Raw genomic sequence first — 25,198 nt, 5'->3', positions numbered from 1 at the left:
CGGTGCCCAACTGTAGCCTGCTTGCCCGTTGCTCGGCTAGAACGAGCGCACGATGCGTCCGAGGGTTTCCATGGCCTGCTCTGGACCGTCGCCCCAAGGGCTACCGTAGTTCAGGCGGATGCAGTTGCCGAAGCGCCGGGTCGGCGAGAAGATCGGCCCCGGGGCGATGCTGATGCCTTGGGCCAGGGCCATGTGGAAGAGTTTCAACGCGTCCATTTGCTCGGGCAGCTCCAGCCACAGGAAGTAGCCGCCGGAAGGCTGGCTGACCCGGGTCTGCGCTGGGAAATGTCGGCCAATGGCGGCGAGCATGTTGGCCTGCTGGCCTTCGAGCGCATAGCGCAGTTTGCGCAGGTGGCGGTCATAGCCGCCATGCTGCAGATAGTCGGCGATGGCGGCCTGGGCCGGCATCGAGGCGCACAGCGAGGTCATCAACTTGAGCCGTTCGATTTTCTGGGCGAAGCGCCCGGCGGCGACCCAGCCAATGCGATAGCCCGGTGCCAGGCTCTTGGCGAACGAACCGCAATGCATTACCAGGCCCTCGGTGTCGAAGGCCTTGGCGGGTTTGGGGGCCTGTTGCGCGTAGTACAGCTCGGCGTAGACATCGTCCTCGATCAGCGGCACCTGATGGCGACGCAGCAGTTCCACCAGTTGCTGTTTTTTCGCCTCCGGCATGCTCGCGCCCACTGGGTTCTGGAAGTTGGTCATGCACCACACGGCCTTGACCGGGTGCTTCTCCAGGGTCTGGGCCAGCACGCCCAGGTCCATGCCTTCACGTGGATGTACCGGGATCTCCACGGCCTTGAGCTTGAGGCGTTCGAGCACCTGCAGGCAGGCATAGAAGGCCGGCGCTTCGATGGCCACCAAGTCGCCTGGCTGGGTCACCGCCTGCAGGCACAGGTTGAGGGCCTCCAGCGCGCCGTTGGTGATCAGCAGTTCCTCCATCGGCAACATCAGCCCGGCGACCATGTAGCGCAGGGCGATCTGCCGGCGTAGCTGTGGGTTGCCCGGCGACAGGTCGGTGACCACCATGCGCGGGTCCATGGCGCGGCTGGCGCTGGCCAACGAGCGGGCCAGGCGCTGCAGCGGGAACAGTGCCGGGCTAGGGAATGCCGAGCCGAACGGCACGGTATGCGGGTCCTTGATCGAGTCGAGGATCGAGAACACCAGGCCGCTGACGTCCACCTCGGTGGACTCGCTGGCCGGCGCCTGGGCCTGGGGTTCGTTGAACGGGCGTGGCGCATGGGCGTTGACGAAGTAGCCCGAACGCGGCCGGGCACGGATCAGGCCGCGGCGTTCCAGCAGGTAGTACGCCTGGAATACCGTGGACGGGCTGACCCCGTGGGTCTGGCTGGCATAGCGCACCGAAGGCACCCGCTGGCCGGGGCCCAGGACCCCGGAGCGGATCAGTTCGGCAATGTCGTCGGCGAATCGTTCGTAGCGTTTCATTGTGGTTTCGGCAGGCAAGGTCGGCTCAGTGTAAGGGATCAGCGGTTCATCGGCGCGACGAAACGGCTGTTGGCGGTGCTGCGTACGCCTGGCTGGTCGCTGTCCTGGATCTCGAAGGTCAGCGTCTGCGAGCTGCTGGCCGGGCGCTCGGCGAGCATCGCCACCGATACCGGCAACTCGCTCATCTCGCCGGCGGCCAGGGTGATTTCGCTACGCCCATGCAGCTCGAAGCCGTCGGCGTCCACCAGGCGCAGGCGATAGTGCTGGGACTCCTGGGTCTTGTTGATGATCTTGAGCAAGTAAATGTTCTCGATCTGGCCCAGGGCGTTCTCGCGGAACAGGCCGCGGTCCTTGATCACGTCCATCGACACCATCGGGCGCATTTGCAGGGCGATCACCAGCGCGCCGATCATCACCGTCAGGGCCGTGGCGTAGCCCAGCAGACGCGGGCGCAACCAGTGGGTCTTGCCGCCTTGCAGGTTGTGCTCGGACTTGTAGCCGATCAGGCCGCGGGCATAGTCCATCTTGTCCATCACCCCATCACAGGCGTCGATGCAGGCGGCGCAGCCGATGCAGGCCATCTGCAGGCCGTCACGGATATCGATGCCGGTGGGGCAGACTTGCACGCACAGGGTGCAGTCGATGCAATCGCCCAGGCCCTGGTTGCGTGGGTCGCTGCCTTTCTTGCGCGGGCCACGGGCTTCGCCGCGGCTGGGGTCGTAGGCCACCGCCAGGGTGTCCTTGTCGAACATCACGCTCTGGAAGCGGGCGTAGGGGCACATGTGCATGCACACCGCTTCGCGCAGCCAGCCGGCGTTGAGGTAGGTGGCGGCGGTGAAGAACAGGATCCAGAACAGTGCCACGCCACCCAGCTCGAGGCTGAACAGTTCCGCGGCCAGGGGCCGGATCGGGGTGAAGTAGCCAACGAACGTCAGGCCGGTGAGCAGGCCGATGGCCAGCCACAGGCCGTGCTTGAGGGTGCGCCGGGCGATCTTCTCCATTCCCCAGGGCGCAGCGGCCAGCTTGATGCGCTGGTTGCGGTCGCCTTCGGTGACTTTCTCGCACCACATGAACAGCCAGGTCCAGGTGCTTTGTGGGCAGCTGTAGCCGCACCAGACGCGGCCGGCGAACACGGTGATGGCGAACAGGCCGAAGGCGCAGATGATCAACAATGCCGACAGGAGGATGAAATCCTGTGGCCAGAAGGTGGCGCCGAAGATGTGGAACTTGCTTTCAGCCAGGTCCCAGAGCACCGCCTGGCGCCCGTTCCACTGCAACCAGGCGGTGCCGAAGAACAGCACGAACAGCGCGCCGGCGAAGACGATGCGCAGGTTACGGTAGAAGCCGCTGAAACTGCGGGTGTGGATGCCGCCAGCGTTGTGGCTTTTGCTCTTGTGGCTGGCGGCGGGGTCAATCTCGATGACTCGGAAGGGGATTCTATCGCTCATGGTTCATCGCTCATCAGGCCTCGATCAGGCCCGGGCACTATGGCCCCCGATCTGTTTGCAGCACAGACTCAGCTATAGCGATAAAAACCGTATCAGATTCTCCTAGTTTGGCATCCGGCCCTTAAATTACCGAGCCTGGAGCGCTGCTCTTCAGATGCCTGCGGCTATCCACCGCACCTGCGACAGTCAGCGCGTCGGCTTCGCTTTCGGTAATGGGGATGCGCTCGCCGGCCAGGATGGCCAGCGACATGCGCAACTGTTCATCGGTGACGATCTCGATTTCGGGGCCGCTGCCCTCCAGGCGTATATGGTCGCCGATCAAGGTGCAACGACGGGTGCTGGGGTCGACTTCAACGGGCATGGCAAGTACCTCCGGTGTGACGGTTACAGGAGTGGACAGTGCCGCGGTGGCAGATGTTGCATCGTTACGCTGGGTGGTGCGGTGGGCACTCGGGGCTGGCTGGAGGGTCATCTCTGTAGGAGCCTGCTGTGCCGGTGCGCACCGGTGCAGCCGGTGCCATCATTCACCGCGGCGTCTGGTTCGCCAGCACGGCTGGCTCCTTCAGGTTCTGCAGGAGGTCGGGATGGAAATGCTACTGCAATCGATAGGGGCGGCGATCCAGGCCGAATTCGCTGATATCACCGACGAAGGCGAAGTGACGCGCATCCTCGTGCGCCTACTGATGGCCGCCATGCTGGGCGCGGTGCTGGGCTTCGAGCGTGAAAGCAAAGGTAAGTCGGCCGGGGTGCGCACCCACATGCTGGTGTCCATGGGCGCGGCGCTGTTCGTGCTGGCACCGGGCATGGCCGGGGCCGATGAGCAGGCCCTGAGTCGGGTAATCCAGGGCATCGTCGCCGGGATCGGTTTTCTCGGCGCGGGCACCATCCTCAAGGGCAACGGGCAGGACCCCAGCCACGTCAAAGGGCTGACAACCGCCGCCGGGCTGTGGATGACCGCGGCCATAGGTACCGCCGCCGGCATGGGGCGTGAAGCCACGGCGTTGATCAGCACAGTGCTGGCACTGTTGGTGCTGGCGAGCATGCCGGTGCTGGTGGACAAGGTGGAGGGAGAGCAGGAGGAGAAACGCCGGGAGGAGGGCAGGAAGCACTGAGGGGAGCCGAAGCTCCCCTCATAAGCGTTGTTGCTTGCTCTTTTATTATTATTGGAGACGGGCCTGTTGTTGTTTTTGTCAGCCGTTGTCTCGGTGTTGCGGGGCCCCCAACCGGGGCCAAGAGCAAACGTATTTTTTTGAGCGCTGACCTGCGTTCATCGCACGTGATCCAACCTGGACTGCCGCTACCTCGAAGGTAGTTTTGTTGTTCTGTGTCCGGCTGCGGGGCCTGTACCCCAGGAAAGCACGTCGACTCCAAAAAAATCTGCTTGCTACGCCTCTGCCGTGTTGTTCTTGTTATGTCAGAGCCGTTCTCTATTGTTTTTATTGGGTATCGCGTTTTTTGTTCTTGTTATGCCAGAACATATAGCAGGTGCCGTGCCAACTTTTAAAAATCTTTTAAAATCAAATGGTTGAACGTTTTTGAGTAAATCGTGGCACGTGAAATTTTGTCGATTTGTTTCCCTGTTACCCGATTTTTCGCTGGCGGGCGTGTAGGCGGTAACACTCCACCCACACCTGTGTGACAACCGTATGAATCAGTGCGCGGTCCGCGCGCGCGCCACGCGCGAACCGCTGGCGCGGCCGAGTACTTCGCTGATGCGCAGGCCGGCGGCGATCAGGCGGTCCAGGTCGATGCCGGTGTCGATGCCCAATCCTTGCATCAGGTACACCACATCCTCGCTGGCAACATTGCCGGTCGCGCCCTTGGCGTACGGGCAGCCGCCCAGGCCCGCCACGGAGCTGTCGAACACGCTGATGCCTTCGAGCAGGCTGGCATAGACGTTGGCCAGCGCCTGGCCATAGGTGTCGTGGAAATGCCCGGCAAGCTGCGCCCGGGGCACCTGCGCCGAGACCACCTCGAACAGCCGGCGGGTAGCACCGGCGGTGCCGGTGCCAATGGTGTCGCCCAGCGATACCTCGTAGCAGCCCATCTGGTGCAGCTCACGGGCCACTGGCGCGACCTGTTCGGCCTGGACAGTTCCCTCATAGGGGCAGCCGAGCACGCAGGACACATAGCCGCGCACCCGTATGCCATGCTCGCGCGCCGCTTGCATGATCGGCTCGAAGCGCTTCAGGCTGTCGCCGATCGAGCAGTTGATGTTGCGCTGCGAGAAGGACTCGGACGCGGCGGCGAATACCGCCACCTCCTTCACCCCGGCGGCGAGGGCGTCTTCGAAGCCCCGCAGGTTGGGGGCCAGCGCTGCATAGGTAACACCTTCGCGCTGGCGAATGCCGGCGAACACCTCGCTGGAACCCGCCATCTGCGGCACCCATTTGGGCGACACGAAGCTGCCCACTTCTATATAAGCCAGCCCAGCGTCGCTGAGGTCGTCCACCAGGCGTACCTTGTCGGCGACACTGATGGGCTGGGCTTCGTTCTGCAGGCCGTCGCGCGGGCCGACTTCGACCAGGCGGACTTTCTCGGGCAATGACATGGCGGGCTTCCTGTGGCGGATCAACGGTGGTTGTGCGGCGTATTCAAGGTGGCGGCCAGGGCCTGCTCGCAGCGTTCCTGGGCGGTGTCCAGCTCCAGGTGCATCTGCTGGATATCGAGCATTTGCTGCTCCAGCTGGGCGCGGCGCTCGGCGATCTTGGCCAGCATGCTGTGCAGTTGCTTCTGGTTGCCCCCGCTGGGGTCGTAGAGCTCGATCAGTTCGCGGCATTCTGCCAGCGAGAAACCAATGCGCTTGCCGCGCAGGATCAGCTTGAGGGTGACCTTGTCGCGCGCCGAGTAGATGCGTTCCAGGCCCCGGCGTTCGGGGCTGAGCAGGCCCTGCTCCTCATAGAAGCGGATGGCGCGGGTGGTGATGTCCAGTTCGCGGGACAGGTCGGAGATGCTGTAGGTCTGGCTGCTCATGCTCGGGCTCGGGGTAAGGAATGCCGCTAACCTAATGCCAGCTTGACGTATACGTCAAGCTGGCGGCGGGTCAAGGCGAGCCCCGAGTTGTACTGTTCACCAGCGCGGTGGGCCATAGTAGACCGGTGGTGGTCCGTAATAGCGCCGATAGACCGGCGGTGGCGGGGCGGGGACATAGCGCTCGACCACATAGGGCTGGTAGTACACCGGCGGCGGGGGCGCTTGGACATAGACCGGCGGTGGCGGCGCATAGTAGGCCGGCTGGCGTTCGACATACACCGTGCGGTCATGTCCGCCGGTCACGGCCGCGCCCACCACTGCGCCAACCACGGCCGCGCCGATCACCGGCCCCGGGCCATACCAGCCACCACCATGGGCGGCGGCCTGGCCGCTAACGGCCAGCGCGCCTACCAGCAGGGCGATACCGGGGAGTAGACGTTTCATGCTGACACCTCGCAAGACAACCCCAGGCTTGGGGCCTGACTACTATGACCGCGCGCCCGGTAAAGCGAGCGCAGGCAAAGGGTAAAGGTTGTGTAAGGGGCGACCGGCGGCGGGGTCTGCTACGCTGGCGCAATCGTTTCAGCCATGTTTTCAGGAGTCGCGATGATCATTCCACCCAGCCGGGACACGGTCCTGTGCATTTCCTTGGCCGGTCGCCCCGGCACCTTCGGCGTGCGCTTTCACAACCACCTGTACCAGCAGTTGGGCCTGGATTACTACTACAAGGCCATGACCACCCAGGACCTGCCGGCGGCAGTGGCGGGCGTTCGCGCCCTGGGGGTGCGTGGTTGCGGTGTGTCGATGCCGTACAAGGAAGCCTGCATGGCGCTGGTGGACGAAGTCGACCCCTCGGCGGCAGCCATCGAGTCGGTCAATACCCTGGTCAATAACGACGGCCATCTCAAGGCTTATAACACCGACTACCTGGCGGTGCGCCAGTTGCTGGCGCAGCATCAGGTCGACCCGGCGACCGGCTTCGCCCTGCGCGGCAGTGGTGGCATGGCCAAGGCCGTGGCCAGCGCGCTGCGTGACGCCGGGTTCGCCGAAGGCACCATCGTCGCGCGCAATGAGCAGGCCGGGCGCCAGTTGGCGGATGTCTGCGGTTATCGCTGGCTGCCCGAGCTGGGCGACCTATGCCCGCCGATGCTGATCAACGTCACCCCGATCGGCATGGCCGGCGGGCCCGAGGCGCGGCAGCTGGCCTTCGCCGAGACGGCCATCGCCGCAGCCGAGCGGGTGTTCGACGTGGTGGCGATGCCGGAGCGCACGCCGTTGATCCAGGTGGCCCAAGCGCTGGGCAAGCCTCTGATCACCGGGCTTGAGGTGATTGCCCGGCAGGCGCTGGAGCAATTCGTGTTGTACACCGGTGTGCGGCCAAACGCTGAACAAGTCGCGGCGGCGGTGGCGTACGCCCGGGATATTTAGCCCCACCTCATACTGTAGGTGCTTGCTGGCGAACGCTGTCTGGACGCCAGTGTTCGCCGGCAAGGCCGGCTCCGACCGTGACGCTGCCTAGAACGTCTTGTGGCCCTGGTCCAACCGCTGATCGACCAGCGCCCGGCCATGAGCCAGGGAGACATGCTGGGCATTCTCCAGGTCGCTGAAGAATTTCATCGGCATGGAAATGCGCTTGCTGGTATGGCCATGGGGATCGGTGATCAGGCAGCCGGCCGCATAGGGTAGGGGGGAGTCGGGGTGGGGCATCACGCTGGCGGTGATGTGGTGATCGCGGTATTCACAGTGAAGGGTTTGCATCGTCCTGACCTCGCTGTGGCTGGAAAGCAGTTCCTTCCGTATACCACAGCGAGGGGCCGGAAGTGTCCGGCCCGACGAGCGTGAAGCGTGGCGTCAGCCTTGCAGGTCGGTCGGCTGGATCACTTCGACCCAGTAGCCATCCGGGTCCTTGACGAAGGCCAGGTGGTTCATGCGGCCATCTTGCAGACGTTTCTGGAAAGGCACGTCCAGCGCCTCGAAACGCGCGCAGGCAACCCGCACGTCTGGCACCGAAATGCAGATGTGGCCAAAACCTCGGGGGTCGGTATTGCCGTTGTGGTAGGCGAATTGCGGATCGTTCTCGGTGCCGTGGTTGTGGGTCAGCTCGAGCACGCCCGGGATCGACTTCATCCACTGGTGGCGTTCGGCATCATCGGCCGGAATCTGCGCCGGGTCGACCAGGGCCAGGAAGTACAAGCTGAAGGCCGCCTCCGGGAAGTCGCGTTTGTCCACCAGGCGAAAGCCCAGGACGCGGGTGTAGAAGTCCAGGGACTTCTCGATGTCCTTGACCCGCAGCATGGTGTGGTTGAAGACGAACTGGGAGGTGGCGGTGTCTGGCTGGGCGGTGACGCCGGGCAGCGCTTGAAGATCGTGCAGGCTCATGGGGTACTCCAGAATCAGGGCCTTGGTAGAGGCGGGTCATGATACGGCAGTCAGCCAGCAGCGCAAATGAAAGCGCCCCGCACGAGGGCGGGGCGCTGGAATTAGAGGCCCGCATGTGCGGGCGCGTGATGGGGTCGCTAGTCCTTTAGCTGGTTCGATACTGAGCCAGTGCTTGTGAAAAAAGTGTGAAGCGGGTGTCGAGGTTTCATCAGCGCACCCAGGTTTCCACCGTCTGTGCACCGTACTGTTGCTTCCAGGCCTTCAGGCCGCGGTGGTTGCCACCCTTGGTCTCGATCAACTCGCCGGTGTGCGGGTTCTCGTAGACCTTCACCACCCGCGGGCGGCGCTGCTGCTTGGCGGCCACGGTCGGGGCGCGCTGGGTGGCCTTTGGGTCGAGGATGGCGATGATATCGCGCAGGCTCTTGTCGTAGCTTTTCATCAGGCCGACTAGTTTCTGCTCGAATTCGATTTCGCGTTTAAGGCCGGCATCCTTTTTCAGCGCCTCCAGTTGTGCCATCTGTTCCTGAAGCGCTTTTTCGGCAGCACGAAACTCTGCAAGTCTGGACACTGTCATCACTCCTGTAAGTCTGCGGTGGCATGACGTGACGAACATAAACTGGACTAAACGCCGGCCACGCGGATGGGTATAGCTGTTCGCTGAGTGTCAGTGTAGACATCGCCCGCACCTGGGTAAACAGCAAACTTTCAATCAATAAACCGGGAACTTTGCCGATTTTTCGCGGGGTATTCGAACTTCCCTGCCAGGGTATCTGGCCGAGGCCTTAGACCATGGTCCCATGGCGCAGGCTAGAGGCCCTGGGTGAAAATTATGGATGATGGTCGAAATGTATTCGCTCATCACGTAGTGCCGGTGCAGTCGATTGCCCGGATCGTTTTTTGCCCTTCTTTTGGATGTTTTGTTCGCATGTTTGCCCCTTTCCCCCTCGCCCCCGGGCGCCGAGTTGCCGGCCTGTTCTTCCTGTGTGTCGGTGCCAACGCCCAGGCCGCTGGTTTTCTTGAAGACAGCAGTGCCAAGGTCGAAGCACGCAATGTCTATTTCAACCGGGACTTTCGCGACGGCCACAGCAGTTCCAGCCAGGGCGCGTCGAAACGCGAAGAATGGGCGCAGGGGTTCATCCTCAATGTCCAGTCCGGTTATACCCAGGGCCCGGTAGGTTTTGGCGTCGATGCCCTGGGCATGGTCGGGTTCAAACTGGACTCGAGCCCTGCCGACAGTAACAGCGGTCTGTTGCCATCGTCCGGCCACGATCCGCGTCACTCCGCCGACCAATACGCCAAGATGGGCATCGCCGGCAAGGTCAAGGTTTCCCAGACCGTGTTCAAATACGGCTCGATGATGCCCGATGTACCGCTGCTCAAGTACAACGACGGCCGTCTGTTGCCAACCATGTTCCATGGCGCCTGGCTGACCAGCGAGGAAGTGCGCGACCTGAAGTTCACCCTGGCCCGCCTGAACCAGTACACCGCGCGGGATTCCACCGACCGCCAGGACCTGCGTGTGCACTGCAAGAACAAGCGCTACGCCTGCGACACCGAGGCCGATCACTTCGACCTGGCTGGCGTCGACTACCGCTTCAACGAGCGCATCAGCGCCCAGTACCAGGTCTCCAAGCTGGAAAATATCTACCGCCAGCATTTCCTCGGCCTGGTGGCCAGCCAGCCACTGGACGTCGGCACCCTGTCCGCCGACCTGCGGGTGATCAAGAGCGACGACATCGGTAACGCCCGGGCCGGCCAGATCGACCACCGCGCCTTCAGCGGCATGCTCGGCTACAGCCTGGGTGGCCACAAGATCAGTGCTGGCTGGCAGCGTATGTATGGCGATAGCGCCATGCCGTACCTCGATGGCACCAACCCATACCTGGTTAACTATGCCCAGGTCAACGACTTTGCCGCCGCCCAGGAGCGCTCCTGGCAACTGCGCTACGACTATGACTTCAAGGCCATGGGCGTGCCTGGCCTGACCTTCTTCACCCGTTATATCAACGGTGACAACATCAAGGTCCCGGGCAGCAACGCCGAAGGCAAGGAATGGGAACGCGACACCGAGCTCAAGTACCAGGTCCAGAGCGGCACCTTCAAGGATGTCAGCGTGCGCCTGCGTAACTCCACCTATCGCAGCAACTACGAGAAGTGGGCGCGTGACATGGACGAGACCCGGGTCATCGTCAGCTACAATTTCTCGATCCTCTAAATCGCCTTTGCCAAGGGCGGGTGGTCGGCCGACAATGACCACCCGTTTCTTAAGCAGGGCAGGCGATGAAACAGCTGCTACTGATTGGCATCGGCCCCGGCGATCCGCGCCAGGTCACCTATGAGGCCGTGGACGCGCTTCGCCGTGCGGCGGTGTTCTTCGTGCTCGACAAGGGCGCGGACAAGGATGACCTGGTGCGCATGCGTCGGGCCCTGCTCGAACGCTACCTGCCCCAGGGCGGCTACCGCCTGGTGCAGGTCGCCGATCCCTGCCGGGACAGCATGGCCAGCGACTATGTCGAGGCCGTGCGCGACTGGCATGGCCAGCGCGCCGCGTTGTACGCCAGGCTGCTCGAGCAGGAGCTGGCGGACAATGAGGTCGGCGCCTTCCTGTTGTGGGGCGAGCCAGGACTCTACGACAGCACGCTGCGTATTCTGGAGTTGGTCCGGCAGCGCGGCGTGGCCTTGTCACTTGAGGTGATTCCCGGGATCAGCAGTATCCAGGCCCTGGCTGCCCGCCATCAGATACCCCTCAACCGCATCGGCGAGCCGTTGACCGTGCTGCCCGGCCGGCGCCTGGGCGAGCAGGCGCGGATCGACAATGTGCTGGTGATGCTCGACGGCCGGGGTGCCTTTGCCGAACTGGAGGATGCGCAATTGGTGATCTACTGGGGCGCTTACCTGGGCACGGCGGATGAGCTGCTGGTGCATGGGCCGCTGCTGGCGGTCAAGGCACGCATCCTGTCGCTGCGTGAAGAGGCCCGGCGGCGCAAGGGCTGGATCATGGACACCTACCTGCTGCGCCGCGAGCTGTAGGCGTCTCTGCGCCGAAGCCCGACTTGCGAGAACTCAGGGCCTGCCCAGAATGGCCATCACCTTGTCGCGCAATTGCTCGATGCTGAACGGCTTGCCGATCAGGTGCATGCCCGGCGGCACCTCGACGCTCTCGGCGTAGCCACTGGCGAACAGCACCGGCAGGTTCGGCCGGGTTTCCCGGGCCTTGGCCGCCAATTCCTGGCCGCGCAGGTCGGGCAACCCCACGTCAGTCATCAACAGCGCCAGCGGTTGCGCGGGATTCTCGATGATCTTGAGGGCCGCGGCAGCGCTGTCGGCCTCGATGGCGGTGTAGCCCAGTTCGTCGAGCACTTCGACTATCAGCATGCGAACGATGTCGTCGTCTTCGACTACCAGAAGGTGCATGGGTGGATCCTGTTTCGATGAATGGTCTCTACTCTGTGCCCGCGGCAAGGGCAGAAGTTCCCAAGCTTACCGGCATGGGCAAATAGATGGAACGATTGGCGGCCTGCGCCTTCAAATACTGGCTAAATGCCCTGCCAGAATGGCGAAAGCTGGTTAGACTCGCTGTATTTCCCGGTCGGTCTGGCGCAGGGCAAGACCTACAAGACGTATCGCCACACTGTTCAATGGACTTTTTCACGCGGGCATTTTCTGATGATTCAAGCAGCCTCGATGGACCAGCGCAGCTTTCGCAAGCTGCTCAGCCGCAACGTTGGCCTGCCCCTGGCGGTGGGGCTGTTGGGCGCCGTGGCGTTCGTCGCGGTGATCAACTACCTGCTCTCGGCCATGCAATGGGTGGAGCACACCGACCGGGTCATCGGCAACGCCAACGAAACGGTCAAGCTGTCGATCGACATGGAAACCGGCATGCGCGGTTTCCTGATCACCGGCGACGAGCGCTTTCTCGATCCCTATGAAGTGGCCAAACCACGTATCTTCAGCAGCCTCGAGGGCTTGAAGGGCATGGTCGCGGACAACCCCCAGCAGGTTGACCGGATCGATCGCCTGGTGGCCTTGCAGCATGCCTGGAACGATTTCGCCAGCGAGATGATCGGCCTGCGGCGCAACAAGGGCGACGTCCAGCTCTCCATTGGCAATGGGCGTGGCAAGCGCATCACCGACGAGATCCGCAAGGAGTTCGATGGCCTGATCGGCACCGAGCAGCAGTTGCGCATGGCCCGTACCGAGACAGTCAGCAGCGTCACGGTGATTGCCATCAGCGCATTCGTGCTGTTCATCGTTACCCTCAGCGCCTTGCTCGCCTACCTGGGCCGCCGCGACCTGCTGGCGCTGTCAGCCAGTTACGTCGACAACCTGCAGGCCCAGCAGCGCAGCGCCGAGCGCCTGGAGCATCAGGCCTGGCTGCGCACCGGGCAGACCCAGTTGGCCGAGCAGGTGCTGGGGCAACTGACCCTGCCGCTGCTGGGGGACAATATCCTGCGCTTCTTCGCCGGTTACCTCGGCAGTGTGGTGGGTGCGTTGTACGTACGCGACGAGCACGGTCAGTTGGTCCGGATCGCCAGCTATGGCCTGGACGCCGAACAGCAGGCGCTGCAGCCGCGCACGGGGGACCATGCCGGGTTGCTGGGCCAGGCGTTGCTGGAGAACCGCTTGCTGCGCCTGGACGACCTGCCACAGGATTACTACCGGCTCAGCTCGGGCTTGGGCAACGGCTTGCCGCGCAGTGGCCTGCTGATCCCGGCGAGGAACGATGGCCTGGTCAATGGCGTGCTCGAGCTCGGTTTCCTGCGTCCCCTGCAAGCGCGTGATGGCGAGTTGCTCGAGCGCGTCGCCGACAACCTGGGCATCTCCATAGAGAGCGCCCGCTATCGTCAGCGCCTGCAAGAGGTGCTGGCCGAGACCCAGCAGCTCAACGAAGAGCTGCAGGTGCAACAAGAAGAGCTCAAGACCGCCAACGAAGAGCTCGAAGAGCAGTCGCGGGTGCTCAAGGAGTCCCAGGCCCACCTGGAAACCCAGCAGGCGGAACTTGAACAGACCAACGAACAACTGGCCGAGCGCACCGAGGCCCTGGACCGCAAGAACGGCGAACTGAACCAGGCCCAGGTGGAGTTGCAGGCCCGTGCCGACGACCTGCAACGTTCGAGCAAGTACAAGTCCGAATTCCTCGCCAACATGTCCCACGAGCTGCGTACACCGCTCAACAGCTCGCTGATCCTGGCCAAGTTGCTGGCCGAGAACGCCGAAGGCAACTTGAGCGCGGACCAGGTCAAGTTCGCCGAGTCGATCTATTCGGCCGGTAACGATTTGCTCAACCTGATCAACGACATCCTCGACATTGCCAAGGTCGAAGCCGGCAAGCTCGAAGTGCGCGCCGAGACCACGCCCCTCGAGCGCCTGGTCGAAGGTTTGCAGGGCATGTTCCGGCCCTTGGCCCAGGACAAGGGCCTGGCCTTCGAGGTGCACCTTGAACAGCCCTTGCCGGCGACCTTGTTCACCGACCGCCAGCGCCTGGAGCAGATCCTCAAGAACCTGCTGTCCAACGCCATCAAGTTCACCGAGCGCGGTCAGGTGGGCCTGCGCATCAGCCACCAGAACGGCATGGGCATCGTGTTCGCCGTGCGCGATACCGGCATCGGCATTGCCGCCGACCAGCAGCAGGCGATTTTCGGCGCGTTCCACCAGGTCGACGGCACCAGCAACCGCCGTTATGGCGGTACCGGCCTGGGGCTGTCGATCTCCCGCGACCTGGCGCACCTGCTTGGCGGGCAGATCAGCGTCGACAGCAGCCCGGGGCAGGGCAGCGTGTTCAGCCTGATCCTGCCCGAGCACTTCGAGGCCGGCACGCAACAGGCCGAGGTTCATAGCCTGCGCCCGGCGGTCGACGAACTGCCGCCGGCACCGCCGGCCAGCGCCCCGGTCAGGACCGAGCGCCCGACCCCGACCTTCGCCGACGACCGTGAGCGAGCGCCGTTCGGCAACCGCTGCATCCTGGTGATCGAGGACGAGCCGAACTTCGCCCGCATCCTCTACGACCTGGCCCATGAACTGGGCTACAGCTGCCTGGTCGCTCACGCCGCCGACGAGGGCTTCGAGCTGGCCGCGCAATACCTGCCCGACGCCATCCTGCTGGACATGCGCCTGCCCGACCATTCCGGGCTGACGGTGCTGCAACGGCTCAAGGAGCAGGCCAGCACCCGGCATATCCCGGTGCACATCATTTCGGTGGAAGACCGTGTCGAGGCAGCGATGCACATGGGCGCGGTGGGCTATGCGGTCAAGCCCACCAGTCGCGAGGAGCTCAAGGTGGTGTTCGGCCGCCTGGAGGCCAAGCTCACGCAGAAGCTCAAGCACATCCTGCTGGTCGAGGACGATGACCTGCAGCGCGACAGCATCGCCCGCCTGATCGGCGACGACGATATCGAGATCACTGCCGTGGCCCTGGCCCAGGACGCCCTGGCGCTGCTGCGCGAGAACATCTACGACTGCATGATCATCGACCTCAAGCTACCCGACATGCTCGGCAACGAGCTGCTCAAGCGCATGACCGCCGAAGACATCCGCAGTTTCCCGCCGGTGATCGTCTACACCGGGCGCAACCTCACCCGCGAGGAGGAAGCCGACCTGCTCAAGTACTCGCGCTCGATCATCATCAAGGGCGCGCGTTCGCCCGAGCGCCTGCTCGACGAGGTCACGCTGTTCCTGCACAAGGTCGAGTCGCAGCTGTCCAACGAACGCCAGCGCATGCTCAAGACCGCGCGCAGCCGCGACAAGGTGTTCGAAGGGCGGCGGATCCTGCTGGTGGACGACGATGTGCGCAACATCTTCGCCCTGACCAGCGCCCTGGAGCACAAGGGCGCCATCGTCGAGATCGGGCGCAACGGCCGCGAGGCGCTGGAGTGCCTGGAGGCCAACGATGACATCGACCTGGTGCTGATGGACGTGATGATGCCGGAAATGGACGGCTACGAGGCGACCCGGCTGATCCGCCAGCAGCCGCGCTGGCGCAAGTTGCCGATCATCGCCGTGACCGCCAAGGCGATGAAGGACGACCAGCAGCGTTGCCTGCAGGCCGGCGCCAACGACTACCTGGCCAAACCTATCGACCTGGATCGCTTGTTCTCGTTGATCCGGGTCTGGCTGCCGCAACTGGAGCGAATCTGAAATCTTGACCAGCGAACGCAACACCGATATCGAGATCCGGCTGCTGATCGAGGCGATCTACCTCAAGTACAGCTACGATTTTCGCGATTACTCCGGCGCCTCGATCAAGCGCCGGATCCTCCATGCCTTGCGTCAGTTCGATTGCCGCACGGTGTCGGCCTTGCAGGAACGGGTGCTGCACGACCCGGGCATGTTCCTCGAGCTGCTGCAGTTCCTGACGATTCCGGTCAGCGAGATGTTTCGCGACCCGGGGCACTTTCTGGCGCTGCGCAACGAGGTGGTGCCGCTGCTGCGCACCTGGCCGTCGCTGAAGATCTGGATCGCCGGTTGCAGCACTGGCGAGGAGGTGTACTCCATGGCCATCCTGCTCCGCGAGGAGGGGCTGCTGGAACGCACCATCATTTATGCCACCGACATCAACCCTCATTCGCTGGAGCGCGCCAAGCAAGGCATCTACTCGATGCAGAGCATGCGCGATTACCAGGAAAATTATCGCAAGGCCGGTGGGTGCCGGGATTTCAGCGAGTACTACACCGCCGCCTATGGCAACGCCATCATCGATTCCAGCCTGCGCGAGAACGTCACCTTCGCCGACCATAGCCTGGCCACCGACAGCGTGTTCTCCGAAACCCAACTGGTGTCGTGCCGCAATGTGCTGATCTATTTCAACAAGGGCTTGCAGGACCGGGCCCTGGGCTTGTTCCACGAGTCGCTGTGCCACCGTGGTTTCCTGGTGCTGGGCAGCAAGGAGTCGGTGGACTTCTCGGCCTATGGCGAACGCTTCGAGCCGCTGGTGCGGCCTGAGCGGATCTACCGCAAGGTATGAGCGGCGTGGGCGCGATCGTCATCGGTGCCTCGGCGGGGGGCGTGGCCGCGCTGTTCAGCGTGCTCGGCGCGCTGCCGGCCGGCTTCTCAGTTCCGGTGCTGTGTGTGCTGCACCTGCCGGACGACCGCCACAGCCAACTGGCCGAGGTGCTGCAGCGGCGCCTGCGCCGCCCCGTGCGCGAGGCGCAGGACAAGGCCACCATCGAGCCTGGCCTGATCTACGTGGCCGGGCCGGGCTATCACCTGTCGGTGGAGCGTGACCTGAGCTTTTCCCTGAGCCAGGAGGAGCCGGTGTATTTCTCGCGACCGGCAATCGATCTGTTGTTCGAGTCGGCGGCCGATGCCTATGGCCCGGCGCTGCTCGGCGTGCTGCTCACCGGTGCCAACGAGGACGGTGCCCGCGGGCTGCTGCGGATCAGACAAAGCGGAGGCCGGACCGTCGTCCAGGACCCTCGCGACGCACAGGTCGCGCTGATGCCAGAGGCCGCCTTGGCCCTGCACTGCCCCGACCACATTCTTCCCCTGAGCGGTATCGGGCAGTTGCTCGCTACCCTGGAACCCAGCGCATGCTAAGCCATATCACCGCCAAACTGCTGATCGTCGACGACTTGCCGGAAAACCTGCTGGCCCTCGCTGCCCTGATTCAGGGCGAGGACCGTGAGGTGCACCAGGCCCAGTCCGCCGAGCAGGCCTTGTCGCTGCTGCTCGAGCACGAGTTCGCCCTGGCCATCCTCGATGTGCAGATGCCGGGCATGAACGGCTTCGAACTGGCCGAGCTGATGCGCGGCATGGAAAAAACCCGCAACATTCCCATCGTTTTCGTCAGCGCCGCCGGGCGCGAGATGAACTACGCCTTCAAGGGCTATGAAAGCGGGGCGGTGGATTTCCTGCACAAGCCGCTGGACACCTTGGCGGTAAAGAGCAAGGTGTCGGTGTTCGTCGACCTGTTCCGCCAGCGCAAGGCCCTCGACCGCCAGTTGCAGGCCCTGGAGCGCAGCCGCGCCGAACAGGAACAATTGCTGGCGCAGTTGCAGGTGGCCCGCGGCGAACTGGAGCATGCCGTGCGCATGCGTGACGACTTCATGTCTATCGTCTCCCACGAAGTGCGCACCCCGCTCAACGGCCTGATCCTCGAGGCCCAGCTGCGGCGCATGCACCTGTCTCGGGGCAACCTGGCGGCATTCAGCGAGGAAAAACTCAAGTCCATGGTCGAGCGCGACGAGCGCCAGATCAACAGCCTGATCCGCCTGGTCGAGGACATGCTCGATGTGTCGCGGATTCGCACCGGCAAGCTGTCGATTCGGCCCAAGGCCTTCGACCTCGGCCAACTGGTACGCGGGCTGGTGGAAAACTTCGCGGCCCAGGCCCATGCCCTGGACACCCATATCGAACTGCAAGTCTGCGAGGCCCTGCAGGGCGAGTGGGACGAGTTTCGCATCGAGCAGGTGCTGGCCAACCTGTTGTCCAACGCCTTGCGTTACGGCGAGCGCAAGCCGGTGACGGTACGGGTGTTCGGCAACGACGGCATGGCTTGCGTGCAAGTGCAGGACCAGGGTATCGGCATCGATGGGCAAAACCAGCAGCGGATCTTCCAGCAGTTCGAGCGGGTGGCTGCCCAGCAGGCCAGCGGCGGATTAGGGCTGGGGCTGTATATTTCCGAGCAGATCGTCCTGGCCCATGGCGGGCGGATCCAGGTCGACAGCCAGGTCGGCACCGGGGCGACGTTCAGCGTCTACCTGCCGTTGTCCGGGGTGCTGCAACACAGCGACCAGACCCAGGCAACCTCTGCCTAAGCCTGGGGTCTGATTGCCAACTTATCGAATGTGAAGGCGTTGACATGAGTGAAGATGCACAAGATGTGGTGCTGGTGGTCGAGGACGAGCCAGCGATCCGCATGATCCTGCGGGATTACCTGGCGGGCGAGGGCTACCATGTGCTGGTGGCCGAGGATGGCGAGCAGGCGTTTGCCATCCTCGCCAGCAAGCCGCACCTGGACCTGATGGTCACCGATTTCCGCCTGCCCGGTGGCATCTCGGGGGTGGAGATTGCCGAGCCGGCGGTGAAGCTGCGACCGGATCTGAAGGTGATTTTCATCAGCGGCTATCCGGCGGAGATCCTCGAATCTGGCAGCCCGATCGCGCGCCAGGCACCGATCCTGGCCAAGCCGTTCGACCTGGATACCTTGCACGAGCAGATTCAGGCGCTGTTGCGCTAGCCAAGCCCTGCGCAGTGCCGCTGAACTCAGGGCGCAGCCTGCTCCAGGGCCCGCAGGTCATCCTCCACCTGCTGCATCCGTTTTTCAGCCAGGGCTTGCACCTTGGGGTCGCTGGCGCTTTCACGCATGTATCCGGTGAGTTTCTCGCTGAGGCGCTTGCCTTCGTCGGTGTCGCCCAGCGCCTTGGCCTTGGCCGGGTCGCGGGTGGCGGCGACGATGCTGGCGAATTCGGCATCGCTGAAGTGCTGCTCGCTGTACAGCTTGAACAAGTCCTGGCGTTGGTCCTCGACGGTCAGGTGCTTGCGCAGCACCTCGCGAATCTTGTCCTCGGGCACTTGCCGGTGGGTCATGGCCAGCAGCCCGGCCATGCGCTCGATGTTGTGGCTATAGGCGTCCTGCAAGGGCAGCTCGGCGAGGATCTTTTCCTCGCGACTGGGGGGGTGGTCGCAGCCGGTGAGGGCGCCGAGCAGCAGGGTGGGAAGCAGCAGTTTGCGCAGGCGGGGCATGGGCGGGCCTTGGGTGCGGGGAGGCCTGGGAGTTTACTGCAAGCCAGGCCCCGAGGCACCTGTGCCGATCAGTTGCGTTCAGCGCTGGAATGGATTGCGCAGGCGCACCCAGACGATGGCTGGCAGCGCCATCAACAACCATTTCAGGTATTGATTCACCGCGTAGTACTCGCAAGCGGTACCAATGAGCGTGCACAGCACGACCACGGCAACAAATTGAATCATTCTGTCCATCAAGCAGGTTCCATTGTCTCTGTGTATCAGGGCGGGCACTCTAGCAGTGGGGCATGCCGGGTGCAGTCTTCGCCTGCGCCCATGCCATATGGTGTAACACTTTATCCGTCCAACAATCGCTGCGCCCTTGGCTATCGTGCCAGCTCCCGTCAGTGCAGGAGGTGCGTGCGATGACCCGCTTTACTGGTGGCTGCCTGTGTGGCCGCATCCGTTTTATCGCCGAGGGCGAGGCCGATTGTCCCCATACCTGTTCCTGTTCCCAGTGCCAGCGGCACTCGGGTGGCTTGACCCTGTGTTGGGTCGAGTTCGACAAGGCAGCGGTCAGCTGGGTCGGGGAGGGGCGTGCGCCTGCGCTGTACCGTTCCTCGTCAGCGTCCAGCCGTGCCTTCTGCGCCACCTGCGGCAGCTCCCTGGGTGCCGTCGACGATGGGCCGACCGTGGCCTTGTTGCTGGGCTGTTTCGACGACCCACAGGCGCCGGGCCTTAGACCGGTTGCGCATGCGTTCAAAGGCAGCCGGCCGGCCTGGTGGAAGGTCGATGCCTGTGGCTGATTAATCGTTATCATGGCGGTTTTGCGCATGCGCGGCTCAAGGAAGATTCGGATGCTCTCACGCAATGCACTTGTCCCTGAACTGCTCGTCACCGACCTGGCCACCAGCGTTGCCTTCTGGGTTGACCTGCTCGGCTTCACGATCGCCTACCGACGGCCCGAGCAGCATTTCGTCTTTCTTGAACGTGAGGGGGCACAGGTGATGCTCGAACAGTTCGACGCTGACGACCACTGGTTGACCGCCGCTCTGGTCAAACCCCTGGGGCGGGGGATCAACCTGCAGATCGAGGTGACGGCCGTGGCGCCGTTGCTGGCACGGCTCGAGCAGCGGCGCTGGCCGCTGTTCCAGGCCTGTGAAGACGCCTGGTACCGTGCCGATGATATCGAGGTCGGGCTACGTCAGTTTCTGGTGCAGGACCCGGACGGCTACCTGCTACGATTCGGCGAGCGGCTGGGCGAGCGGCCCCTGGCATGACGAGGGCCTACTGGCTGGCAAGGCTGCTCTGGCAGCCCCTCTCGCTCGTTTGTCAGACCCTTCCCGTATCAGGCGGCATCCCTCAACACCCCGTTCATTTTCACCCCAAGCGCAATCGCCTACCGTCTCCTTCCCGTCAACGCCAAGGAGCTAACCCATGCCAGAGCTTGCGTTATACAAAGTGAAACTGCTGGACGAATTCGAGGCCCGTGCAGATGAGTGGACCTGCGGGCATTTCGAGCGGCGTCTGACCGAGGTGAAGCCGGCAGCCTATTACCAGGACGCCAAAGGCATCATCATCGCCGCGCACAAGGCCGGAAAGTGGCCGAACACGGTCAAGCGCTACCTGCTCAGCAACTACCAGGCGTTCGGCAATGTCAGCAGCGAGTTCAGCGAAATTTTCCGCCAGGTACTGGCCAGCTTGACACCACAGGAGTTGGCCTACTGGCAGCTACCCCAGGCGACTGCGCCGGCATGATCCTGCCGAGCTTCGACCTGACTCGGCTCCCAGCGGCCTGAATCACCATCCACCCGACAGTGGCCACTCCACCGCCAGGCGGATCTGGTCCCCATCCAGTTCCGCCTGCGCGGTGTTGCCTCGGTGCACATTGTGCCGCAACGAGAACGCGACCCCCTTGGCCTTGCCATCCTGCAGCACATAGCGCGCCTCCAGGTCACGTTCCCAATGCCGACCCTCCTTGCCATAGCCCAGGTAGGCATAGCCGCCGCGTGGGTCCACGTGTGTCCCGTCGATAGCGAACCCCCGCACATACAGCGCCGTCAAGCTCAACCCCGGCACGCCATATCCGGCCATGTTCAGGTCATAGCGCGCCTGCCACGACTTCTCGTTCGGCGCATTGAAGTCGGACAGTTGCACCGCGTTGCCGAGCAAGATCGCGCCGCGGGTCACGTAGTCGAACGGTGTATCGCCATCCACTTGCTGCCAGCCGAGGCTGAAGGCATGCGGCCCCTCGGCGTAACGCGAGACCAGGCTCCAGGTGGTGTTGTCGATACGCCCGGACAGCGCCTTGCCGGTGTCGGTGGTGCGGTACAGGTTGAGGTCCAGGCTGAGGCTGCGTCGCGCGTCCAGGGCATGGCTCAGGGTGCTGGCGAGATAATGTTGGTTCCAGCTGTCCTGATAACGCGAGGTGTAGAGACTGGCGCTGAGCGTGGCGGACGGGTTCCATACGGCGCCGGCCAAGTCGAACTGCTTGCCCTGGCGGGCGTTGGAGTAGTTGACCACGAAGCCCCGGTCGTGGCTGGAGGCGTTGCGATCGGTGCTTTCGCTGAAGTGTCCGGCAACCAGCTTGAGCGTATCCAGTTCCTGGCTGGTGAGGAACAGGCCGGTGGCGGTTTCGGGCAGCAGGCGGCTGTCGGATGAGCTGAACACTGGTGTCCTGACCCGCTGCTCGCCATAGGACAGCACGGTGTTGGAGGCCCGCAGCTTCAGTGCCGCGCCGCCACGGCTGTAGTCGCGCTTGGCATGACCTTGATTGTCCAGCCCCAGTAGCCGCGCCTTGCCGGCACGGCCGCCGCCGCTGTCCAGCTGCACGCCGAGGAAGGCATGGGCATCCACGCCAACCCCGACAGGTCCTTGGGTGAAGCCCGAGTTGAACGTGCCCATCAAACCATAGGCCCATTCCTCAGCCTTGCCGTTGCGCTCGGCGCGGGGTTTGTAGGCGTTGCGCGCGCCGCTGTTGCGCCCGCCATGGCGGTAGTCGCGCTGGTCGAAGACGCTGCGGTTGAGCAACTGCCAACGGCTGTCGGCGAGCCAGCCCTTGGCCTGCGACTGGCTGGAATCGGCCAGAGCCAGGGGTGTCAAGCCCAGCAAGGGGAGGGCGAGGGCCAGGGGCTTCACGGGCGTTTTCCCGGCTCAGGGGCGCGAAAGCGCAGGATGCGCGCGCCGTCGAAAGGGTCGATGAGGTAGTGGGCGTGCACGCCGAAGGTAGCGAGCAGTCGCTCGGGTGTCAGCACCTGCGCCGGTTTGCCGAGGGCCAGCAGACGGCCCTGATCGAGCACGGCCAGGCGATCGCAGGTCAGCGCCTGATTGAGGTCGTGCAACGCCACCAGGGTCGTTATCGGCAGCGCCTGGACCTGGCCGAGCAAAGTCAACTGGTGCTGGATGTCGAGGTGGTTGGTCGGCTCATCCAGCAACAATACCTGCGGGCGTTGCGCCAGTGCGCGGGCGATATGCACACGTTGGCGTTCGCCGCCTGACAGCTCACCCCAGCGGCGTTGGCCCAGGTGACTGGCGTCGACGTCGGCCAGTGCCTGCTCGACGATGGCGCGGTCGCCTGCTCCGAAGGGAGCCAGGGCCGATAGCCAGGGGGTGCGGCCCAGGGCGACGGCGTCGAACACGCGGATCGCATCCAGGGTGTCGGCCTGCTGCTCGACCAGGGCCAGGGCCTGGGCGACACGGCGGCGGGGCAGGGCCGCCAGGGGTGTGCCGAGCAACTGGACGCTGCCGCTGCTGGGCGCGCGCAGCCCGGCCAGCAGCTTGAGCAAGGTGGACTTGCCGGAGCCATTGGGGCCGACCAGGCCGAGGGTCTCGCCGGGCCGAACGGCCAGGTCGATACCATGCAGCACCTCGCGCCCACCTAGGCGCAGGTGCACGCCCTGGCAACTGATGGGGGCCATTGCGGGGGTGTGCAGCGCCGTCATGGGCGCCCCCGACGGCTGACCAGGATCAGTGCGAACAGCGGCGCGCCGATCAGTGCGGTGACCACACCCACCGGAACCACCTGGCCGGCGATCAGCGTGCGCGACAGGATATCGGCGACGATCAGGAACAACGCCCCGCCCAGCGCGCTGGCCGGCACCAGGCGGCTGTGCCCGGGGCCCAGCAACAGGCGCAGCGCATGGGGAATGACCAGCCCGACGAAACCGATGGCGCCGACGATCGACACCATCACCGCGGTCACCAATGCCGCGCAGCTGATCAGCAGCAGCTGGGTGCGGCGCACTGGCACACCGAGCGAGGCGGCGGAATCGGCGCCGAAGGTGAAGGCATCCAATGCCCGCCGATGGCCCAGGCAGACCAGCAGCCCCAGCACGGCCATCGGTACCGCCAGGGCTACCGATGGCCAGCGCACCCCGCTGAGGTTGCCCAGCAGCCAGAACAGGATGCCGCGGGCTTGCTCGGCGGTGGCGGATTTGGTGATCAGGAACGCGGTGAGCGCGTTGAACAGCTGCGAGCCGGCGATCCCGGCAAGGATCACCTGGGTATTGTCATGGCGGCTGCCGCTGGCCCGGGACAGCGCCAGCACCAAGGCAAAGGCCGCCAGTGCGCCGAGGAAGGCGCCGCCGGACAGCGACAGCGCCGCGCCGCCCAGGCCGAGCAGGCCGACCGCCACGGCGCCGGTCGAGGCCCCGGCGGACAGGCCCAGCAAATACGGCTCTGCCAGCGGGTTGCGCAGCAACGCCTGGAGAATCACCCCGCAGGTGGCCAGGCCCGCGCCGCAGGCAGCGGCCACCAGGGTACGCGGCAACCGGTAGTTCCAGACGATGCCGGCGTCGATCGGATCGAGTGGGTAGCCCGCTTGCCACAGATGATTGGCCAGCACCTGCCAGAACACTTCGGCGCTCACTGGGGTTTCGCCGATGGCGATACCCGCGAGCATGGCCAGGCCCAGGGCGAGCAGCGCGAAGGCGCCAAGGGGCAGCAGGCGACTCATGGTTGCGCCGCTTTACCGCTGGCGAAGGCCGTGGACAGCACTTGCAGCCCGCGGAACAGACGCAGGCCGGCCTGCATGGCATCGGCGTCGAGGACGATGATGCGGTCCTGTTTCACCGCCTCCATGTTGCGGGTCAGCGGGTCGCTGCGCAGGAACTGGAGTTTCTTCTGATAGTCATCGGCAGGGTAGCGGCGTCGGTCCATGCGCGCGATGATCAGCCAGGTGGGATTGGCCTTGGCCAGGGTTTCCCAGCCTACGGTCGGCCATTCCTCGTTGGACTCGACCACGTTGCGCACCCCTAGGGTCTGCAGCATGAAGTCGGCCACGCCCTGACGGCCGGCCACGTACGGGTCGAGCGCCAGGTCGGCGCTGGAGAACCAGAACAACGCGCTGGTGTGGCTCAGGTCCTTGCCCACCAGTTGTTGCTGAGCACGCTGCAGGCTGCCCTGGAGTGCTGTGTTGAGGGCGGCGCCGTGCGCCTGCACGTCGAAGATCTCGGCCAGTTGGCTGATGCTCTTGTAGATGCTCTGCACCTTGAACGGTTGCAGACGGGTGCCATCGGCGCCCACCAGGTTGTCCTTGCCTTCGCAATCGGAGGGCAGCAGGTAGGTGGGAATCTGCAATTCGGCGAACTGTTCGCGGGTGGCGACCGCGCCTTGGGCACCGACCATCCATTCGAACTGCACCACCACCAGTTGCGGACGCTTGGCCACCACCGCCTCGAAACTTGGTTCGTTATCGGCCAGGCGCTCGACCTTGTCGTTCTGCGCCTTGAACTCGGGCAGTACGTTGTTGAACCACAACGAAGTGCCGGCCAGGCGTTCGCCCAGGCCCAGGGCATAGAGCAGTTCGCTGCCGGCCTGGCCGATGGTCACCGCGCGTTCGGGCGCCCGGGCGAAGGTCTGGGGCACGCCGCAGTTGTCGAGGGTCAACGGATACTGGGTGGCACTGGCAGGGCTATCGGCCTGGGCCAGCGCGCACAGGGTCAAGCCGGCGACGACGGTGGCGAGGTGGGGCAACATGGTGGGGCGGTCTCCTGTCTTGCGTTGTGCGGTCATGGGCACGGACAGGCATCGCCGGGCACGAGCGAGGGGCTGCGAGCGCAAGGCGGATGACCATCCCGGACACCCCGCCGGTTGGTGAACACGTGCCGGCAGGTCTCCTGACTGGTGCGTCCAGGCCCGACGCCGGCCTTCCCGGATGGATCATCCAGTGGCATCGATGGCGTGGGCTCGGCACCTACAGTTGCGGGGGCAGTTCCGTTCGGCGCGCGCTGGACGCGCCTGGGATTCCCTTTTGATTCCGTGTGGAAACCGGCGGGCGGCATGGTAGACCATCG

General features: G+C 64.2%; 28 protein-coding genes and 1 riboswitch. Of the genes, 12 read left to right on the top strand and 16 right to left on the bottom strand.

The genetic code is table 11. The annotated features are described in order from the left end of the window. Nucleotides 1-36: 36 nt before the first annotated feature. From mapR to ACODS5_RS04480, 3 genes are all read right to left on the bottom strand, one after another. Complete coding sequence (mapR, locus tag ACODS5_RS04490; RefSeq protein ID WP_489108044.1) at nucleotides 37-1,446, bottom strand: GntR family transcriptional regulator MpaR; 1,410 nt, start codon at nucleotides 1,444-1,446, stop codon at nucleotides 37-39. A gap of 38 nt (nucleotides 1,447-1,484) precedes the next feature. Continuing rightward, nucleotides 1,485-2,894: a cytochrome c oxidase accessory protein CcoG gene (gene ccoG / locus ACODS5_RS04485; protein ID WP_489108043.1), complete on the bottom strand. Its 1,410-nt coding sequence runs from the start codon at nucleotides 2,892-2,894 to the stop codon at nucleotides 1,485-1,487. Nucleotides 2,895-3,015: 121 nt separating this feature from the next. Then, the gene (locus ACODS5_RS04480) at nucleotides 3,016-3,255 is read right to left on the bottom strand and encodes a DUF3203 family protein (protein WP_217847809.1); all 240 of its coding nucleotides are present in this window, start codon (nucleotides 3,253-3,255) and stop codon (nucleotides 3,016-3,018) included. A gap of 229 nt (nucleotides 3,256-3,484) precedes the next feature. On the opposite strand from ACODS5_RS04480, the gene ACODS5_RS04475 reads away from it, so the two are divergent. Then, on the top strand, nucleotides 3,485-4,006 hold the full coding sequence (locus ACODS5_RS04475) for an MgtC/SapB family protein (protein ID WP_372239472.1): 522 nt from the start codon (nucleotides 3,485-3,487) through the stop codon (nucleotides 4,004-4,006). A 539-nt stretch (nucleotides 4,007-4,545) separates the two neighbouring features. Here ACODS5_RS04475 and ACODS5_RS04470 read toward each other — a convergent pair. The 3 genes from ACODS5_RS04470 to ACODS5_RS04460 form a co-directional block, all read right to left on the bottom strand. After that, nucleotides 4,546-5,445 (bottom strand): hydroxymethylglutaryl-CoA lyase, encoded by a 900-nt coding sequence (locus tag ACODS5_RS04470; protein WP_489108042.1) that lies wholly within the window; start codon nucleotides 5,443-5,445, stop codon nucleotides 4,546-4,548. 20 nt (nucleotides 5,446-5,465) lie between these two features. Beyond that, nucleotides 5,466-5,867, bottom strand: a complete 402-nt coding sequence (locus ACODS5_RS04465; RefSeq protein WP_134689603.1) for a MerR family transcriptional regulator — start codon at nucleotides 5,865-5,867, stop codon at nucleotides 5,466-5,468. A 96-nt stretch (nucleotides 5,868-5,963) separates the two neighbouring features. Next, complete coding sequence (locus tag ACODS5_RS04460) at nucleotides 5,964-6,311, bottom strand: hypothetical protein (RefSeq protein WP_134689602.1); 348 nt, start codon at nucleotides 6,309-6,311, stop codon at nucleotides 5,964-5,966. Nucleotides 6,312-6,473: 162 nt separating this feature from the next. Between ACODS5_RS04460 and ACODS5_RS04455 the strand changes: the two genes are divergently transcribed. Beyond that, nucleotides 6,474-7,295, top strand: coding sequence for a shikimate 5-dehydrogenase (locus tag ACODS5_RS04455; protein WP_489108041.1), 822 nt, complete (start codon nucleotides 6,474-6,476; stop codon nucleotides 7,293-7,295). An 87-nt stretch (nucleotides 7,296-7,382) separates the two neighbouring features. Here the strand turns inward: ACODS5_RS04455 and ACODS5_RS04450 are convergent, their stop codons facing one another. From ACODS5_RS04450 to ACODS5_RS04440, 3 genes are all read right to left on the bottom strand, one after another. After that, nucleotides 7,383-7,625, bottom strand: coding sequence for a hypothetical protein (locus ACODS5_RS04450; RefSeq protein ID WP_134689600.1), 243 nt, complete (start codon nucleotides 7,623-7,625; stop codon nucleotides 7,383-7,385). A gap of 93 nt (nucleotides 7,626-7,718) precedes the next feature. After that, nucleotides 7,719-8,246, bottom strand: a complete 528-nt coding sequence (gene gloA, locus ACODS5_RS04445) for a lactoylglutathione lyase (protein WP_134689599.1) — start codon at nucleotides 8,244-8,246, stop codon at nucleotides 7,719-7,721. Nucleotides 8,247-8,454: 208 nt separating this feature from the next. Further along, a complete protein-coding gene (locus ACODS5_RS04440; RefSeq protein WP_134689598.1) occupies nucleotides 8,455-8,814 on the bottom strand; it encodes a histone-like nucleoid-structuring protein, MvaT/MvaU family in 360 nt (119 codons plus the stop codon). Between the two features lie 357 nt (nucleotides 8,815-9,171). Between ACODS5_RS04440 and ACODS5_RS04435 the strand changes: the two genes are divergently transcribed. Both ACODS5_RS04435 and cobF read left to right on the top strand, forming a co-directional pair. Continuing rightward, nucleotides 9,172-10,461 carry an OprD family porin gene (locus ACODS5_RS04435; protein ID WP_489108040.1) on the top strand — a complete coding sequence of 430 codons (1,290 nt, stop codon included), beginning with the start codon at nucleotides 9,172-9,174 and terminating at the stop codon, nucleotides 10,459-10,461. Between the two features lie 65 nt (nucleotides 10,462-10,526). Then, the gene (gene cobF / locus ACODS5_RS04430) at nucleotides 10,527-11,276 is read left to right on the top strand and encodes a precorrin-6A synthase (deacetylating) (RefSeq protein WP_134689596.1); all 750 of its coding nucleotides are present in this window, start codon (nucleotides 10,527-10,529) and stop codon (nucleotides 11,274-11,276) included. Between the two features lie 33 nt (nucleotides 11,277-11,309). Here cobF and ACODS5_RS04425 read toward each other — a convergent pair whose 3' ends face one another. Next, entirely contained in the window at nucleotides 11,310-11,660 is a 351-nt protein-coding gene (locus ACODS5_RS04425; protein ID WP_134689595.1) for a response regulator, read from the bottom strand. Between the two features lie 252 nt (nucleotides 11,661-11,912). Here ACODS5_RS04425 and ACODS5_RS04420 point away from each other — a divergent pair, with 252 nt between their 5' ends. From ACODS5_RS04420 to ACODS5_RS04400, 5 genes are read left to right on the top strand one after another with little or no spacing between them, the layout of a single operon-like run. Continuing rightward, a complete protein-coding gene (locus tag ACODS5_RS04420) occupies nucleotides 11,913-15,380 on the top strand; it encodes a response regulator (RefSeq protein WP_489108039.1) in 3,468 nt (1,155 codons plus the stop codon). Between the two features lie 4 nt (nucleotides 15,381-15,384). After that, the gene (locus ACODS5_RS04415) at nucleotides 15,385-16,206 is read left to right on the top strand and encodes a CheR family methyltransferase (RefSeq protein ID WP_134689593.1); all 822 of its coding nucleotides are present in this window, start codon (nucleotides 15,385-15,387) and stop codon (nucleotides 16,204-16,206) included. Then, nucleotides 16,203-16,778 (top strand): chemotaxis protein CheB, encoded by a 576-nt coding sequence (locus tag ACODS5_RS04410; protein WP_489108038.1) that lies wholly within the window; start codon nucleotides 16,203-16,205, stop codon nucleotides 16,776-16,778. Before ACODS5_RS04415 ends, ACODS5_RS04410 begins: the two co-directional genes overlap by 4 nt. After that, the gene (locus ACODS5_RS04405; protein ID WP_489108037.1) at nucleotides 16,772-17,998 is read left to right on the top strand and encodes a hybrid sensor histidine kinase/response regulator; all 1,227 of its coding nucleotides are present in this window, start codon (nucleotides 16,772-16,774) and stop codon (nucleotides 17,996-17,998) included. Before ACODS5_RS04410 ends, ACODS5_RS04405 begins: the two co-directional genes overlap by 7 nt. 44 nt (nucleotides 17,999-18,042) lie before the next feature. Further along, entirely contained in the window at nucleotides 18,043-18,420 is a 378-nt protein-coding gene (locus ACODS5_RS04400; protein ID WP_060513295.1) for a response regulator, read from the top strand. Nucleotides 18,421-18,446: 26 nt separating this feature from the next. On the opposite strand, the gene ACODS5_RS04395 is transcribed toward ACODS5_RS04400, so the two are convergent. Next, a complete protein-coding gene (locus ACODS5_RS04395) occupies nucleotides 18,447-18,926 on the bottom strand; it encodes a hypothetical protein (protein ID WP_489108036.1) in 480 nt (159 codons plus the stop codon). 78 nt (nucleotides 18,927-19,004) lie between these two features. Then, complete coding sequence (locus tag ACODS5_RS04390; RefSeq protein ID WP_167659504.1) at nucleotides 19,005-19,160, bottom strand: hypothetical protein; 156 nt, start codon at nucleotides 19,158-19,160, stop codon at nucleotides 19,005-19,007. A gap of 170 nt (nucleotides 19,161-19,330) precedes the next feature. Here ACODS5_RS04390 and ACODS5_RS04385 point away from each other — a divergent pair, with 170 nt between their 5' ends. The 3 genes from ACODS5_RS04385 (at nucleotide 19,331) to ACODS5_RS04375 (ending at nucleotide 20,663) form a co-directional block, all read left to right on the top strand. After that, nucleotides 19,331-19,711 carry a GFA family protein gene (locus ACODS5_RS04385; protein ID WP_134692926.1) on the top strand — a complete coding sequence of 127 codons (381 nt, stop codon included), beginning with the start codon at nucleotides 19,331-19,333 and terminating at the stop codon, nucleotides 19,709-19,711. A gap of 51 nt (nucleotides 19,712-19,762) precedes the next feature. Further along, nucleotides 19,763-20,185 carry a bleomycin resistance protein gene (locus ACODS5_RS04380; protein WP_134692927.1) on the top strand — a complete coding sequence of 141 codons (423 nt, stop codon included), beginning with the start codon at nucleotides 19,763-19,765 and terminating at the stop codon, nucleotides 20,183-20,185. Nucleotides 20,186-20,342: 157 nt separating this feature from the next. After that, nucleotides 20,343-20,663, top strand: a complete 321-nt coding sequence (locus tag ACODS5_RS04375) for a hypothetical protein (protein ID WP_489108035.1) — start codon at nucleotides 20,343-20,345, stop codon at nucleotides 20,661-20,663. 42 nt (nucleotides 20,664-20,705) lie between these two features. On the opposite strand, the gene ACODS5_RS04370 is transcribed toward ACODS5_RS04375, so the two are convergent. Genes ACODS5_RS04370 through ACODS5_RS04355 form a run of 4 tightly spaced genes read right to left on the bottom strand, consistent with a single transcriptional unit; the run spans nucleotide 20,706 to nucleotide 24,881 of the window. Next, the gene (locus tag ACODS5_RS04370) at nucleotides 20,706-22,043 is read right to left on the bottom strand and encodes an OprD family porin (RefSeq protein ID WP_489108034.1); all 1,338 of its coding nucleotides are present in this window, start codon (nucleotides 22,041-22,043) and stop codon (nucleotides 20,706-20,708) included. Then, nucleotides 22,040-22,846 carry an ABC transporter ATP-binding protein gene (locus ACODS5_RS04365; protein ID WP_489108033.1) on the bottom strand — a complete coding sequence of 269 codons (807 nt, stop codon included), beginning with the start codon at nucleotides 22,844-22,846 and terminating at the stop codon, nucleotides 22,040-22,042. Before ACODS5_RS04365 ends, ACODS5_RS04370 begins: the two co-directional genes overlap by 4 nt. After that, the gene (locus ACODS5_RS04360; protein WP_489108032.1) at nucleotides 22,843-23,859 is read right to left on the bottom strand and encodes a FecCD family ABC transporter permease; all 1,017 of its coding nucleotides are present in this window, start codon (nucleotides 23,857-23,859) and stop codon (nucleotides 22,843-22,845) included. Before ACODS5_RS04360 ends, ACODS5_RS04365 begins: the two co-directional genes overlap by 4 nt. Then, nucleotides 23,856-24,881, bottom strand: a complete 1,026-nt coding sequence (locus tag ACODS5_RS04355) for an ABC transporter substrate-binding protein (protein ID WP_489108031.1) — start codon at nucleotides 24,879-24,881, stop codon at nucleotides 23,856-23,858. Before ACODS5_RS04355 ends, ACODS5_RS04360 begins: the two co-directional genes overlap by 4 nt. Nucleotides 24,882-24,994: 113 nt before the next feature. Next, a riboswitch (cobalamin riboswitch) is annotated at nucleotides 24,995-25,192 on the bottom strand. Nucleotides 25,193-25,198: the final 6 nt, after the last annotated feature.

The organism is Pseudomonas sp. FG47 (assembly GCF_057809115.1).
Note: the sequence above shows the minus strand (reverse complement) of the source record. Positions and strands in the feature narration are given on the sequence as shown.

Coding starts and splice junctions, on each gene's coding strand:
- cobF (WP_134689596.1), top strand. CDS start 10,527: ATGAAACAGCTGCTACTGATTGGCATCGGCCCCGGCGATCCGCGCCAG.
- ACODS5_RS04455 (WP_489108041.1), top strand. CDS start 6,474: ATGATCATTCCACCCAGCCGGGACACGGTCCTGTGCATTTCCTTGGCC.
- ACODS5_RS04475 (WP_372239472.1), top strand. CDS start 3,485: ATGCTACTGCAATCGATAGGGGCGGCGATCCAGGCCGAATTCGCTGAT.
- ACODS5_RS04380 (WP_134692927.1), top strand. CDS start 19,763: ATGCTCTCACGCAATGCACTTGTCCCTGAACTGCTCGTCACCGACCTG.
- gloA (WP_134689599.1), bottom strand. CDS start 8,246: ATGAGCCTGCACGATCTTCAAGCGCTGCCCGGCGTCACCGCCCAGCCA.
- ACODS5_RS04425 (WP_134689595.1), bottom strand. CDS start 11,660: ATGCACCTTCTGGTAGTCGAAGACGACGACATCGTTCGCATGCTGATA.
- ACODS5_RS04435 (WP_489108040.1), top strand. CDS start 9,172: ATGTTTGCCCCTTTCCCCCTCGCCCCCGGGCGCCGAGTTGCCGGCCTG.
- ACODS5_RS04400 (WP_060513295.1), top strand. CDS start 18,043: ATGAGTGAAGATGCACAAGATGTGGTGCTGGTGGTCGAGGACGAGCCA.
- ACODS5_RS04480 (WP_217847809.1), bottom strand. CDS start 3,255: ATGCCCGTTGAAGTCGACCCCAGCACCCGTCGTTGCACCTTGATCGGC.
- ACODS5_RS04375 (WP_489108035.1), top strand. CDS start 20,343: ATGCCAGAGCTTGCGTTATACAAAGTGAAACTGCTGGACGAATTCGAG.
- ACODS5_RS04460 (WP_134689602.1), bottom strand. CDS start 6,311: ATGAAACGTCTACTCCCCGGTATCGCCCTGCTGGTAGGCGCGCTGGCC.
- ACODS5_RS04390 (WP_167659504.1), bottom strand. CDS start 19,160: ATGGACAGAATGATTCAATTTGTTGCCGTGGTCGTGCTGTGCACGCTC.
- mapR (WP_489108044.1), bottom strand. CDS start 1,446: ATGAAACGCTACGAACGATTCGCCGACGACATTGCCGAACTGATCCGC.
- ACODS5_RS04360 (WP_489108032.1), bottom strand. CDS start 23,859: ATGAGTCGCCTGCTGCCCCTTGGCGCCTTCGCGCTGCTCGCCCTGGGC.
- ACODS5_RS04470 (WP_489108042.1), bottom strand. CDS start 5,445: ATGTCATTGCCCGAGAAAGTCCGCCTGGTCGAAGTCGGCCCGCGCGAC.
- ACODS5_RS04385 (WP_134692926.1), top strand. CDS start 19,331: ATGACCCGCTTTACTGGTGGCTGCCTGTGTGGCCGCATCCGTTTTATC.
- ACODS5_RS04395 (WP_489108036.1), bottom strand. CDS start 18,926: ATGCCCCGCCTGCGCAAACTGCTGCTTCCCACCCTGCTGCTCGGCGCC.
- ccoG (WP_489108043.1), bottom strand. CDS start 2,894: ATGAGCGATAGAATCCCCTTCCGAGTCATCGAGATTGACCCCGCCGCC.
- ACODS5_RS04405 (WP_489108037.1), top strand. CDS start 16,772: ATGCTAAGCCATATCACCGCCAAACTGCTGATCGTCGACGACTTGCCG.
- ACODS5_RS04365 (WP_489108033.1), bottom strand. CDS start 22,846: ATGACGGCGCTGCACACCCCCGCAATGGCCCCCATCAGTTGCCAGGGC.
- ACODS5_RS04465 (WP_134689603.1), bottom strand. CDS start 5,867: ATGAGCAGCCAGACCTACAGCATCTCCGACCTGTCCCGCGAACTGGAC.
- ACODS5_RS04410 (WP_489108038.1), top strand. CDS start 16,203: ATGAGCGGCGTGGGCGCGATCGTCATCGGTGCCTCGGCGGGGGGCGTG.
- ACODS5_RS04450 (WP_134689600.1), bottom strand. CDS start 7,625: ATGCAAACCCTTCACTGTGAATACCGCGATCACCACATCACCGCCAGC.
- ACODS5_RS04355 (WP_489108031.1), bottom strand. CDS start 24,881: ATGTTGCCCCACCTCGCCACCGTCGTCGCCGGCTTGACCCTGTGCGCG.
- ACODS5_RS04420 (WP_489108039.1), top strand. CDS start 11,913: ATGATTCAAGCAGCCTCGATGGACCAGCGCAGCTTTCGCAAGCTGCTC.